At 73.0% G+C, this 12610-nt stretch carries 14 protein-coding genes; 3 read left to right on the top strand and 11 right to left on the bottom strand.

Translation table 11 applies throughout. From position 1 onward, the window contains the following. Nucleotide 1: 1 nt before the first annotated feature. Nucleotides 2-637, bottom strand: a complete 636-nt coding sequence (locus IRQ30_RS06275; protein WP_193612115.1) for an isochorismatase family protein — start codon at nt 635-637, stop codon at nt 2-4. Nucleotides 638-743: 106 nt separating this feature from the next. On the opposite strand from IRQ30_RS06275, the gene IRQ30_RS06270 reads away from it, so the two are divergent. Further along, entirely contained in the window at nt 744-1697 is a 954-nt protein-coding gene (locus IRQ30_RS06270; protein ID WP_193612114.1) for a GlxA family transcriptional regulator, read from the top strand. Nucleotides 1698-1825: 128 nt separating this feature from the next. Here IRQ30_RS06270 and IRQ30_RS06265 read toward each other — a convergent pair whose 3' ends face one another. The 4 genes from IRQ30_RS06265 to deoC are packed head-to-tail and all read right to left on the bottom strand — an operon-like array spanning nt 1826 to nt 5815. Then, a complete protein-coding gene (locus IRQ30_RS06265) occupies nt 1826-2497 on the bottom strand; it encodes a pentapeptide repeat-containing protein (RefSeq protein ID WP_193612113.1) in 672 nt (223 codons plus the stop codon). Nucleotides 2498-2508: 11 nt separating this feature from the next. Further along, a complete protein-coding gene (locus tag IRQ30_RS06260; protein ID WP_193612193.1) occupies nt 2509-3378 on the bottom strand; it encodes an aldehyde dehydrogenase family protein in 870 nt (289 codons plus the stop codon). 2 nt (nt 3379-3380) lie between these two features. Beyond that, nucleotides 3381-4826: an aldehyde dehydrogenase family protein gene (locus tag IRQ30_RS06255; protein WP_227467051.1), complete on the bottom strand. Its 1446-nt coding sequence runs from the start codon at nt 4824-4826 to the stop codon at nt 3381-3383. After that, nucleotides 4826-5815 (bottom strand): deoxyribose-phosphate aldolase, encoded by a 990-nt coding sequence (gene deoC, locus IRQ30_RS06250; RefSeq protein ID WP_193612112.1) that lies wholly within the window; start codon nt 5813-5815, stop codon nt 4826-4828. The genes IRQ30_RS06255 and deoC overlap by 1 nt, the downstream gene beginning before the upstream one ends. Nucleotides 5816-5875: 60 nt before the next feature. Between deoC and IRQ30_RS06245 the strand changes: the two genes are divergently transcribed. Both IRQ30_RS06245 and IRQ30_RS06240 read left to right on the top strand, forming a co-directional pair. Beyond that, a complete protein-coding gene (locus IRQ30_RS06245; RefSeq protein WP_193612111.1) occupies nt 5876-6481 on the top strand; it encodes a hypothetical protein in 606 nt (201 codons plus the stop codon). Between the two features lie 7 nt (nt 6482-6488). Then, nucleotides 6489-6914 (top strand): hypothetical protein, encoded by a 426-nt coding sequence (locus tag IRQ30_RS06240; protein WP_193612110.1) that lies wholly within the window; start codon nt 6489-6491, stop codon nt 6912-6914. A 3-nt stretch (nt 6915-6917) separates the two neighbouring features. On the opposite strand, the gene IRQ30_RS06235 is transcribed toward IRQ30_RS06240, so the two are convergent. The 6 genes from IRQ30_RS06235 to IRQ30_RS06210 all read right to left on the bottom strand — a co-directional run bounded on the left by IRQ30_RS06235 (nt 6918) and on the right by IRQ30_RS06210 (nt 12610). Continuing rightward, entirely contained in the window at nt 6918-8564 is a 1647-nt protein-coding gene (locus tag IRQ30_RS06235) for a phospho-sugar mutase (RefSeq protein ID WP_193612109.1), read from the bottom strand. Nucleotides 8565-8973: 409 nt separating this feature from the next. Continuing rightward, nucleotides 8974-9969 carry an aldo/keto reductase gene (locus tag IRQ30_RS06230; RefSeq protein ID WP_193612108.1) on the bottom strand — a complete coding sequence of 332 codons (996 nt, stop codon included), beginning with the start codon at nt 9967-9969 and terminating at the stop codon, nt 8974-8976. Between the two features lie 8 nt (nt 9970-9977). Further along, entirely contained in the window at nt 9978-10385 is a 408-nt protein-coding gene (locus IRQ30_RS06225) for a MerR family transcriptional regulator (protein WP_193612107.1), read from the bottom strand. A 33-nt stretch (nt 10386-10418) separates the two neighbouring features. Beyond that, the gene (locus IRQ30_RS06220) at nt 10419-11237 is read right to left on the bottom strand and encodes an NAD-dependent epimerase/dehydratase family protein (RefSeq protein ID WP_193612106.1); all 819 of its coding nucleotides are present in this window, start codon (nt 11235-11237) and stop codon (nt 10419-10421) included. Nucleotides 11238-11267: 30 nt separating this feature from the next. Further along, entirely contained in the window at nt 11268-11930 is a 663-nt protein-coding gene (locus IRQ30_RS06215) for a biliverdin-producing heme oxygenase (RefSeq protein WP_193612105.1), read from the bottom strand. 101 nt (nt 11931-12031) lie between these two features. Then, entirely contained in the window at nt 12032-12610 is a 579-nt protein-coding gene (locus IRQ30_RS06210) for a TetR family transcriptional regulator (protein ID WP_193612104.1), read from the bottom strand.

Below are 12610 nucleotides of genomic sequence, written 5' to 3'. Positions count from 1 at the left end.
CTCAGCCGCCGAAGGCGGCGCGGCCCTGCGTGGCTGAGGTGCCGAGGTCGCTCTTGGGCAGCGCCTCGCCCGCGGTGACGGCGGCCGCCCAGGCCTGCGTGGTCGCGACGGCGGCGAAGTTGGAGTGCAGCAGGACCAGCAGGGTTTCGTGCAGCTGGCCCGCGGAGACCTTGCCGGCCTCGTTGGCGAGGTGGATCGCGCCGCTGGCGTCGGAGAGGACCTCCGCGGCCAGGCCGAGCTCCTCGGCGCCGACGGCGGTGGCGAGGTCGCAGTTGTTGGTCATGTAGCCGACGATCGTGATGGTGTCGACGTCCTGCTCGGCCAGCCAGGCGGCGACGTCGGTGCCGGCGAAGACGCTGCCCTTGTCCTTCGTCGCGCGCTTCCAGGACGGCTGCAGCCGGCGCTCGACCTCGGGGTGCAGGGACCAGCTGTCGCTGCCCACGGCGAAGACCGGCGCCCCCTCCGGCATCTGGTGCTGCACGACGACGACCGGCAGGTCGTGCTCGCGGGCGTGGTCGAGGGCGGTGACGACGTTGTCGAGCGTCCGGTCGCGCGACGGGGCCTGGATCTGCAGGATCCCGTCGAAGTACTCCTGCTGGACGTCGACGACGACGAGTGCTCGGCGAGGGGCGGACATGGTGTCTCCTGAAAGGTGGTCGGACGGTACGACGACCAGCCTGACTCACGGGTGCGTACGCTCGTGAGTGGCACGGAAGACGACTTTCGATGGGATCGGGCCAGACATGCGCATCGCAGTGCACGCCTTCGACGGCATCACGATGTTCCACCTCGCCGCGCCGCTGCTGGTGTTCGGCGAGGTGGGACGGCAGGGCCTCGCCGAGGGCTGGGACCCGGTGGTCTGGACTGACGACGGACGCGGCATCCGGACGGCGGAGGGCCCCCGGGTGGACGACGTGGCCGGACCCGAGGCGGCCGACGAGGCCGACCTCCTCGTCCTTCCGTCGTGGCCGACCGACCTGCCGCCCACAGGAGAGGCGCTGCTCGCGAGGATCCGGGCGGTGCAGGCGCGCGGCGGCCGGGTCGCAGGACTGTGCCTGGGGGCGTTCCCCGTCGTCGACAGCGGACTGCTCGACGGACGTGACGCGGTCACCCACTGGGGCGCCGCGGACGAGCTCGCACGACGGCGGCCGGCCGTCCGGATCGACCCGGCCGCGCTCTACCGCGACCACGGCGACGTGCTCACCTCGGCGGGGACGGCGTCCGCGATCGACGCCTGCCTGCACCTGGTGCGGACCCACCTCGGCGCCACCGCGGCCGCCACCGTCGCGCGGCAGCTGGTGGTGGCGCCGCACCGCGAGGGCGACCAGGCGCAGTACATCCACCGACCCATGCCCGAGCCCGGTGGCGTGGGACACCTCGGTCCCACCCTCGACTGGGCCCTGGGACACCTCGACCAGCGGCTCTCCGTCGACGACCTCGCGGCCCGCGCCCGGATGAGCCGGCGCAACTTCACCCGCCGCTTCGCCGAGGCGACCGGCACCACCCCCGCCCGCTGGGTGCTGGCCAGGCGCCTCGACCGGGCCCGCGGTCTCCTGGAGACGACGACGTGGTCGGTCGACCGGATCGCCCAGGAGTGCGGCTTCAGCGGGGCCGTCACCTTCCGCCAGAACTTCGCGGCGACGTACTCGACCACCCCGACGTCGTACCGGCAGCGCTTCTCCGCGTCGCAGGCATGAGGCGTGGTGGGGTGGGTGGGCCCGTCACTCCGGTCACACCACCCGCACGAAACTCACGCTTCCGGCACGAAGCTTCCTCCCGGAAGCGTGAGTTTCACCGGGTACCCGGTGAAACTCACCGGGCCGGCTCAGTCGCCCTCGACCTTGAGCCCCTTGTCGCGGGCGAGGAGCGGGGCGAGGAGGTCGAGCTGGGCGGGGCTGACGGTGACGCCGCGCAGGCCGTCGAGGCCGTCGAGCTCCTCGAGCTCGCAGCCGCGCAGGTCGACGTGCTCGAGCCGGGCCTGCTGGAGGTTGAGCCGACCGATCCGGGTGCCGCGGAACGCCACGCGGCGCGCCGACGTGGACAGCAGGTCCAGCTCCTCGACGACGCAGTCGGTGAAGGCCACGTCGAGCAGCTCCGCGCCGCGCAGGTTGACGAAGCTGAGCTTGCAGCCCACGAAGTGCACCGACTGCCAGGCCGTCTCGTAGGCCTCGACGGAGCCGAGGCGGGCGCCGGTCAGGACGACGTCGCGCCACACCCCGCGCGGGGCCCGCATGACCGGCACGTTGAGGCGCTCGAACGTCGTCTCGCGCAGCTGCGTGGAGCGCCAGTCGGCCTCGGCGGCGACGACGCCGGTGAGGGCGCAGCCGTCCAGCGAGGCCCCGCCGAGGGACAGCAGGGGCACGTCGAGGTCGGCGAAGGCGAGCCCCTCGAGGTCGGCGTCGTCGACGAGCAGGTCGGGCGTCCCCGGCCGCAGCGTGCCGTGGTGGACCGGGTCGAGGTGAGGGGCTTGGGTGCTGGCGCGGCGGGGCTTGGCCATCGAGTCGGCGCTCAGACGCCGATCGGGTGCCACACGGTCTTGGTCTCCACGAACGCCGTCATGGCCTCCAGGCCGGGGTCGGCGGCGAAGTCGGGCTCGGCCGCGGGAGCGCGGCGCACCCGCTTGAGGTTGTCGGCCGCGGCGACCTCGAGCGAGGTCGCGAGCTCGGTGTCGCCGGCGACCCCGAGGAGGTCGATGGCGTTGACGTCCATGTGGCCCGCGAGCCACGGCGCGATCGTGGTGGCGTCCCCGGTGAGGATGTTGACCACGCCGCCCGGGACGTCGGACGTCGCCAGGCACTCCGCGAACGTCACCGCGGGGAGCGGACGCCGGTAGGACGACACCACCACCGCGGTGTTGCCCGTGACGATGACGGGGGCGACCGCGCTGACCAGGCCGAGGAGCGAGGACTCCTGGGGTGCGAGGACGCCGACGACGCCGGTGGGCTCGGGGGTGGACAGGTTGAAGTACGGGCCGGCGACCGGGTTGGCGTTGCCGACGACCTGGGTCAGCTTGTCGGCCCAGCCGGCGTACCAGACCAGCCGGTCGATCGACTCGTCGAGCACCTTCTCGGCCCGCGAGCCCGACAGCCCCTCGGACTGGCGGACGGCCTGCACGAGCTGGGGTCGGCGGTCCTCCATGATCTCGGCGATCCGGTAGAGGATCTGCGCGCGGTTGTAGGCGGTCTTGCCCGCCCACCCGCCGAAGGCCTTGCGCGCGGCGACGACCGCGTCCCGGGCGTCCTTGCGCGAGGCGAGCGCGGCGTTGGCCACGAAGGCCCCCTTCGAGTCGTGCACGACGTAGGAGTAGCCCGACTCCGAGCGCGGGAAGGCGCCGCCGATGAACAGCTTGTAGGTCTTGCGGACGTCGACGCGCGACATGGTCACTCGCCCCCCTTCAGGTAGCCCGCGAGGCCGTGACGGCCGCCCTCGCGGCCGTAGCCGGACTCCTTGAAGCCGCCGAACGGGCTCGTCGGGTCGAACTTGTTGAACGTGTTGGCCCAGACCACGCCCGCGCGCAGCGAGCCGGCCATCTTGAGGATCAGCGAGCCCTTGTCGGTCCAGACGCCGGCCGACAGCCCGTACGGCGTGTTGTTGGCCTTCTCGATCGCCTCGGCGGGGGTGCGGAAGGTCAGCACCGAGAGCACCGGCCCGAACACCTCCTCGCGCGCGATCCGGTGGGCCTGGGTGACGCCGGTGAAGATCGTCGGGGGGAACCAGAACCCGGTGGTCGGCAGCTCGCACGGCGCCGACCAGCGCCCGGCGCCCTCGGCCTCGCCGATGTCGGAGAGCTCGCGGATGCGGGCCAGCTGCTCGGCGGAGTTGATGGCGCCCACGTCGGTGTTCTTGTCGAGCGGGTCGCCGAGCCGGAGCGTCGCCATGCGGCGCTTGAGCCGCTCCAGCACGTCGTCGGCCACCGACTCCTGCACGAGCAGGCGGGAGCCGGCGCAGCAGACGTGACCCTGGTTGAAGAAGATCCCGTCGACGATGCCCTCGATGGCCTGGTCGAGCGGCGCGTCGTCGAAGACGATGTTGGCCGCCTTCCCGCCCAGCTCGAGGGTGACCTTCTTGTCCGTGCCCGCGACCGCGCGCGCGATCGCCTTGCCGACCTCGGTGGAGCCGGTGAAGGCGACCTTGTCGACGTCGGTGTGGCCGACGAGCGCCTGGCCCGTGGCGCCGGCGCCGGTGACGATGTTGACGACGCCGGGGGGCAGGTCGGCCTGCTGGCAGATCTCCGCGAACAGCAGCGCCGTGAGCGGGGTGGTCTCGGCGGGCTTGAGCACGACCGTGTTGCCGCAGGCGAGCGCGGGCGCGATCTTCCACGCGAGCATCAGCAGCGGGAAGTTCCACGGGATGACCTGCGCAGCCACGCCCAGCGAGCGGTCGCCGTAGCCGGAGTACTCGAGCTTGTCGGCCCAGCCGGCGTAGTAGAAGAAGTGGGCCGCGGCGACGGGGACGTCGACGTCGCGCGACTCCTTGATCGGCTTGCCGTTGTCGATCGACTCCAGCACCGCGAGCTCGCGGCCGCGCTCCTGGATGATCCGCGCGATGCGGTAGAGGTACTTGGCGCGCTCGCGTCCCGGCATCCGCGACCACACGCGGGTGTGCGCGCGGCGGGCGGCCTTGACCGCGAGGTCGATGTCGGCCTGGTCGGCCTCGGCCACCTCGGAGAGGACCTCCTCGGTGGCGGGGCTGATCGTCTTGAACGACGTGCCGTGGCCGTCGACGAACTCACCGTCGACGAACAGGCCGTAGGACGGCTTGATGTCGACGATGCTCCGCGACTCGGGAGCAGGGGCGTACTCGAAGACGTTGCTGGTCATGGTCATCAGTCCAACGTGAAGTAGTCGGGACCGGAGTAGCGCCCGGTCGTCATCTTGGTGCGCTGCATGAGCAGCTCGTTGAGGAGCGTGGAGGCGCCGAAGCGGAACCAGTCGGGGTCGAGCCAGTCGGGCCCGGCGACCTCGTTGACGAGCACGAGGTACTTGATGGCGTCCTTGGCCGTGCGGATGCCGCCGGCCGGCTTGACGCCGACCATCTGGCCCGTGGTCTCGCGGAAGTCGCGGACCGCCTGGAGCATGATCATGGTGACCGGCAGCGTGGCCGCGGGCTGCACCTTGCCGGTCGAGGTCTTGATGAAGTGGCCGCCGGCCATCATCGCCAGCCACGACGCGCGGCGGACGTTGTCGTAGGTCTGCAGCTCGCCGGTCTCGAAGATCACCTTGAGGTGGGCGCTGCTGCCGTCGGCGCGGGCGCAGGCCTCCCGGACGGCGACGATCTCCTCGAAGACCTGGAGGTAGCGACCGGAGAGGAACGCGCCGCGGTCGATGACCATGTCGATCTCGTCGGCGCCGGCCTCGACGGCGTCGCGGGTGTCGGCGAGCTTGATGTCCAGGGCCGCGCGGCCGCTCGGGAACGCCGTCGCGACGGCCGCCACGTGGACGCCGCTCTCGCCGAGGACCTCCTTGGCGGTGGCCACCATGTCGGGGTAGACGCACACCGCGGCGGTCGCCGGGCACGTCGCGTCGGCGGGGTCCGGCCGCATGGCCTTCGCCGCCAGGGCGCGCACCTTGCCGTGGGTGTCCTGGCCCTCGAGCGTGGTGAGGTCGACCATGCGGATGGCGAGGTCGAGGGCGTAGGCCTTGGCGGTCGTCTTGATCGACCGGGTGCCGAGGGCGGCGGCCCGAGCGTCGGCGCCGACCTGGTCGACGCCCGGCAGGCCGTGGAGGAAGCCCCGCAGCGACGCGTCGGACCGCGTGACGTCCGAGAACTGCGCGGCGGCATCCTCGGCGGTCGCGGTGGTGGGGGAGGGAGGCATCCCCCCAGCATAGGGTTGGCGTGGAGCCGGGGGGCAACCGACGAGGAGCCGAGGAGAGACGTGGGCGAGGAGCGGCCGGAGCGGTTCGCGCCGACCAGCGGACGGGTCATGGGCCTTCTCGGTCTGACCCTCTCGCTGGGCGTCGTGGGGATCGGGCTGGTCGACCGCGACGGCATCGCCGACTGGGTGATCGCCGCCTGCGCGCTGCTGGCCCTGCTCTTCTGGGCGGCCATGCTGCGGCCGCGGGTCTCGCTGGTCGGCGACGACCTGGTGCTGCGCAACATGCTGGAGACGGTGACGATCCCACTGGCGGCGGTCGAGGAGCTCGCCGTGCGCCAGCTGCTCGCCGTGCGGGCGGGGGACCGGCGCTACGTCTCCCCGGCGCTGGGCAAGTCCCGGCGCGCGCTGCGACGGCCGGCCGGCGGGGGCGCCGCGCGCGTGGGGCGCACGCCCACCTCGCCCGACCGCATCCACGACGTCGACTACACCGACTTCGTGGAGAACCGGATCCGCCAGCGCATGGAGGACGCCCGCGCCGCGCGCGGCATCCGCCCGAGCTCGCAGGAGCAGGTCGCCCTCGCCTCGGAGGTACGCCGCTCGCCCGCCTGGCCGGAGGTGGTCGGGGTGCTGGTGCTGTCGACTGCGCTGGTCGTGACCCTGCTCTGATGACCCGGTGACCTGTCGACTGCTCGTCGCGCTCGTGACGCTGGCCCTGCTCCCGGTGCTGCTCGCGACGGCCGGGCCCGTGTCGGCCGGCCCCGCCGCGTCCCGGTGCGACTACGTGCCCTGCGAGAACGCCGCCAGCGTCAACGTCGTCGTGCCCACCACGGTGGAGCGGACGACCCGAGCCAGGGTCAGGATCATGGTCCGCTACCTGAGCGGTGCCGCCCGGCCGACCGGCACGGTCGCGATCACCGTCAAGCGCGTCGGCGGGGGCCTCACCTGGACGCGCACGCGCGCCTACACCGGCAGGATCACGGTGCGGACCCCCCGGCTGAGGAAGACCGGCCGCTACCGGGTGACCGCCGTGTTCACCCCCGAGGCGGACAGCGGCTTCCGGCCCGGCCGGGACGCGGCGGCCTTCCGGGTCGTGAGGTAGCGCTCAGATCCCGGCCGCGGCCCGGATGTCGTTGCCCAGCGCGTCGAGGCGACCGGCGGCGGAGATCCGCGCGGCCTCCGCCCCGTCGGCCGGGTCGACGGGCACGACGACCTCGAGGTAGCACTTGATCTTCGGCTCGGTGCCGCTCGGGCGGACGATCACCCGCGCGCCCTCGGCCAGGGTGTAGCGCAGACCCTCGGTCGGGGGCAGCGCGGCCGAGCCCTGCGCCAGGTCGTCGACCCCGAGGACGGCGAGACCGCCGAGCGTCGTGGGCGGGGTGGTGCGCAGCCGGGTCATGGCGGCGCCGATCTCGGTGAGGTCCTCCACGCGCGCGGACACCTGGTCGGTCGCGTGCAGCCCGTGCTCGAGCGCGATGTCTTCGAGGACGTCGGTCAGCGAGCGGCCGGCGGCCTTGGCGTGGGCGGCGATCTCGCACAGGAGCAGCAGCGCGGAGATGCCGTCCTTGTCCCGCACGTGCTCGGGGTCGACGCAGTAGCCCAGCGCCTCCTCGTAGCCGAACGCGAGCCCGTCGACGCGGCCGATCCACTTGAAGCCGGTGAGCGTCTCGACGTACGGCTGACCGGCGGCCGCGGCCATCTTGCCCAGCAGGGACGAGGACACGATCGACGTCGCGTAGGTGCCCTGCTTGCCCGACGTCAGCAGGTGGTGGGCGAGCAGCGCGCCGACCTCGTCGCCGCGCAGCATCCGCCAGCCCTGCAGTCCGGGCACCGCGGCGGCGCAGCGGTCGGCATCGGGGTCGTTGGCGACGACCAGGTCCACGCCGTGGCGTGCGGCCAGCTCCATCGCCAGGTCCATGGCGCCCGGCTCCTCCGGGTTGGGGAAGGCGACCGTCGGGAAGTCGGCGTCGGGCTCCTCCTGCTGCGCGACGATGCGCGGCTGGGCGAAGCCGGCGGTCTCGAGCACCTGCACGACCGAGGTGCCGCCGACGCCGTGCAGGGGCGTGTAGACGAGGTCGAGGTCGCGCGGGCCGTCGACGGCCAGGCCGGCGACGGTGTCGAGGTAGCGGTCGACGACGTCCTCGGTGAGCACCTTCCCGGCGCGGCCCCGCGGGATGTCCGCGACGGGGCCGACGGCCGCGATGTGCCCGGCGATGCCGGTGTCCGCGGGCGGCACGATCTGCGACCCGTCGCCGAGGTAGACCTTGTAGCCGTTGTCCTGCGGCGGGTTGTGGCTCGCGGTCACCATCACGCCGGCCACGCAGCCGAGCTCGCGGATCGCGAAGGCCAGGATCGGCGTCGGCAGGGGGCGGGGCAGCAGCCACGCGGTCATGCCGGCGCCGTTCATCACCTCGGCGGTGTCGCGCGCGAAGACGTCGGAGTTGTGGCGGGCGTCGTAGCCGATCACGACCGGGCCCACCGTCCCCTGCTCGCGCAGGTACGCCGCCAGGCCGGCCGCGGCGCGCATCACGACGACCCGGTTCATCCGGTTGGGGCCGGCGCCGAGCGCGCCGCGCAGCCCGGCCGTGCCGAACTCCAGCGTCCCGTCGAACCGGTCGGCCAGGTCGGTGGGGTCGCCGCCGGCCTCGACCTCGTCGACCACCCGCGCGAGCTCGGCGCGGGTCACGTCGTCGGGGTCCTCGGCTGCCCAGGCGCGTGCACGGTCGAGGAGCGGGGAGAGGTCGGACGTCATGACGGCACCGTAGCGTTCCTCGGATCGGTGTCCTGTCCCCGCCGGGGGAGCTGCCCCGGCGGTGGTGGAGGTGCGAGCGTAGCGAGCCTCGAAACCACGCCGCCGCACTCCACCGGTGGTCGAGCAGCGAGGAGCGCCAGCGACGAGCGGCCGTCGAGACCCCTGCACCTCTGGCTGCCTCCTCGGGCCGAGCTGGGGTGCCGCGCGCTCAGCCGGTCGCGGCTTCGCCCGCGCCGCCCGCGCAATCGCGCGGCACCTCTCTGGTGTGACTGGTGTGACTGGTGGTGCGTCTACCGATACTCGGCGTCGGCAGTTGGGCGCCGCACCGGCCCCGCCGAGCGTGACGATGCCGGGCCGCGGCGCGAACTGCCGACGCTGATGACCTCGTTGCCGCCGCGCGACGCGAGGCTCAGGCGTCGATGGTGCTCATGTCGCCGTAGCGCTCGCCCGCGACCGCGCCGCGCGGCACCGCCGCCTCGAGCGCGGCGAGGTCGTCGGCGCTGAGCTCGACGTCGGCGGCGGCGACGTTCTCCTCGAGGTAGCGCACGCGCTTGGTGCCGGGGATCGGCGCGACGTCGTCGCCCTGGGCCAGCACCCACGCGAGGGCCAGCTGGCCGGGGGTGCAGCCGAGACGATCGGCCAGCTCCTGGATCCGGGCCACCAGGGCCAGGTTGGTCTCGAGCGCCTCGCCCTGGAAGCGGGGGAAGTAGGCGGAGCGGCGGGAGTCGCCCTCCTCGAGCGCGCCCGACGAGGTGATGGCGCCCGTGAGCAGGCCGCGGCCGAGCGGGGAGTAGGGGACCAGGCCGATGCCCAGCTCGCGGATCGTCGGCAGCACCTCGTCCTCGAGGTCGCGGGTGAACAGCGAGTACTCGGTCTGCAGCGCGGTAATGGGGTGGACGGCGTGCGCGCGCCGGATGGTGTCGGCCGAGGCCTCCGAGAGGCCCAGGTGCCGCACCTTGCCGGCCTCGACGAGCTCCTTCATCGCCCCGACGGTCTCCTCGATCGGCACGGTGCGGTCGACGCGGTGCTGGTAGTAGAGGTCGATGTGGTCGACGCCGAGCCGCTGCAGGGAGGCGTCGCAGGCGCTGCGGACGTACTCCGGGCTGCCGTCGATGCCGAGCCGGGCGCCGTCCTCGCCGCGGACGTTGCCGAACTTGGTGGCCAGCTGGACCTCGTCGCGGCGGCCGGCGATCGCCTTGCCGACGAGCCGCTCGTTGGTGAACGGGCCGTACATGTCGGCGGTGTCCAGGAAGGTCACGCCCAGGTCGAGGGCGCGGTGGATGGTCGCGATGCCGTCGGCCTCCTGCCCGGTGCCGTAGAACTCCGACATCCCCATGCAGCCGAGGCCGAGGGCGGAGACGTCGAGGGGCGAGGTGGTGCCGAGGGCGCGTCGTCGGATGCTCATGACCTCACTCAATGCCTTGGAGCGCGCTCCAGGTCAAGTCGCTGCTCGACCGCGTCGGTGTAGATGCCGATCTTGCGGTCGATCGCGCCGAGGTGCTCCTGCACCTCGGACAGCTGCTGGAGCACCGTCTGGCGGTGGCACCGGAGCAGCTCGAGGCGCTCGGCCTCGTTGCCCTCGCCGCCGCGGACCAGGTCGGCGTAGCGGCGTACGTCGCGGATCGGCATACCGGTCGCGCGCAGCCGGGTCACCATCTCGATCCAGCGCAGGTCGCGGTCGAGGTAGCGACGGTGCCCGGTCGCCGAGCGGCCGACCGGCTGGAGCATGAGGCCGTCGCGCTCGTAGTAGCGCAGCGTGTCGGCGGTCAGACCGGTGTGGACGGCGGCCTGGGCGATGGTCAGGCCAGGGGTGGGCGGCATGACCTCAGCATGGACCTTGGAGTGCGCTCCAGGTCAAGGCTCCAGGCGGTCCAGGGCCGGGCGGTGGAAGGCCTCGCCCGCGAACGGGCCGCCGACGACGCCGACCTCGGCCTCGTCGTCGGGGCCGGCCTCGATGCTCGAGGCGAACTCCTCCGCGTCGTCGAGCGGCTCGTAGCCGAGGTCGCGACCGGGCTGGAGGTCCCACCAGGCCCGGGTGTTGGCCGAGATGCCGTAGACCACGGCGAAGCCCGGCGCCGGGGCCGTGAGGCAGGCGTCGACCATGCGGACGCAGTCGTCGGGGGAGAGCCAGGTGGCGAGCTGGCGCAGCGACTCCGGCCGGGGACCGAACGACCCGATGCGGCAGGAGACGGCGTCGAGCCCGTAGCGGTCGACGTAGAGCGAGAGGAGCGCCTCGGCGGCGACCTTGGCGACGCCGTAGAAGGTGTCGGGCCGGGGCCGTGCGTCGACCCCCAGGACCCCCGGGGGCGCCACCGCGGCGCGGGGGGTGCGGCCGACGGCGTGGTTGGAGCCGGCGTAGACGACCCGGCGGACGTCGTGGGCGACGGCGGCGTCGAGCAGCGCGCCGGTGGTGACGACGTGCGAGGCCAGCGAGTCGGGCAGCGAGGCCTCGTCGGGCAGTCCGGCGGCGTGGACCACGGCGTCGAGCGGCTGCTCCTCGAAGACCGCGTGCACGGCGTCCGGGTCGGCGCAGTCGGCGACGTGCCAGCGGACGTCGATGGCGTCGGGCCGGGGGACCCGGTCGAGCCCGACGACCTCGTGACCGCGGTCGGCGAGGCCGAGGGTGAGCACCTGTCCGATGGACCCGGCCGCGCCGGTCAGCAGGACCCTCACGGGCGTGGGCAGGAGGTCGGGGACCTCAGGTCAGCGGCGGTACCCATCGATGTTCTGTCCCAACTCGGTGAAGAGGGCCTGGTTGAGCCGGAAGGCTACCTTCACCTCGTCCACCACGCGTGCGACGTCCTCGACGGACAGCTCGAGCGCGTCGAGCCGGGCCCGGTAGGCGTCCTTGTAGGGCTTGGGCTTGGGGATCTCGGGGAACGCGTAGAACGCCGTGCCGGCGCCGTCGAGCTCGAAGGTGCGGTCGAGGATCCGGCCGATGGCCTGGCCGCCCGAGAGGTCGCCGAGGTAGCGCGTGTAGTGGTGGGCCACCAGCAGCCCGCCCCAGGAGCCGGCCGCCGCGAGCCGCTCGCGGTAGGCGTCGGCGGCGGGCGAGACGACCTCGCGGTCGCGGCCGGGTGCCCAGTGCTCGAGGTCGCTGTCGATGGCGGCGAGCCGCTCCAGGGCGGTGTCGTGCACGGCGGCGACGGCCGGGTCGTCGAGCCGCGCGCGCACGGTCGTCTCCATGGCGTCGTAGACGACGCGCAGGCGGAGCAGGTAGTCGGCGTAGCCGGTCTCGTTGACGCGCCCGCCCAGCAGCTCCGACATGTACGACGAGTGCTCGGCCGCCTCGTGCTCGGCCATCGACCCCACGCGCATGGCGGCGGAGAGTGGGAGGTCGACGGCGCTGCGGTCGAGGACGGTCATGAGCGGGCCTTTCGGAGGCGCGGAAGGATGCAGACACAGTGTCGACAAGATCTCGACGACTTGTCAACTACCTGTCTCAGATTAGGTGAGGCTTACCTAGCCTACTCCGGTCGGCGCTCGTCCGTGGTGAGCGCTCGCAGGATGAACCGCTCGACCTGCTCGGCCGGCACGTGGCGCGGGGCCAGGCACGCGTGGACCAGCGACATGGCGGCGCCCACGTCGGGCACCGAGAAGGCACCCGAGGCCGCGCCGGAGACCAGCAGGTCGCGCAGCACGTCCTCGACCGCGACGACGTGCTCGCGGACCTGCTGCACGGCTGCGGGCGACAGCACGCCCACGAGCTGCATGCCCAGGCCCATGTGGAACTGCTCGCCGGCGGTGAGCTGGTGGCGGATGTAGACGTGCATGCGCTCGACGGGGTCGACCACCGCGTCGAGCTCCGCGCGCAGCTCGTGGAGGTAGCGCTCGGTCTCGTGGGACGCGAACGCCACCACCACCGCCTCCTTGTCGGGGAAGTGGTGGTAGATCGAGGTGCGTCCCAGGCCGGCCCCGGCGGCGATCTGGGCCATCGAGATCGCGTCGAAGCTGCGCTCGCCCATGAGCGAGGCGAAGGAGTCGAAGACGCGTCGCTGCACCTGGTCGCGGTGCTCGGCGACGGTCTCGGCGTTGATCTTCGGCAC

Source organism: Nocardioides lijunqiniae, assembly GCF_015024225.1.
Classification (GTDB): domain Bacteria; phylum Actinomycetota; class Actinomycetes; order Propionibacteriales; family Nocardioidaceae; genus Nocardioides; species Nocardioides lijunqiniae.
Note: the sequence above shows the minus strand (reverse complement) of the source record. Positions and strands in the feature narration are given on the sequence as shown.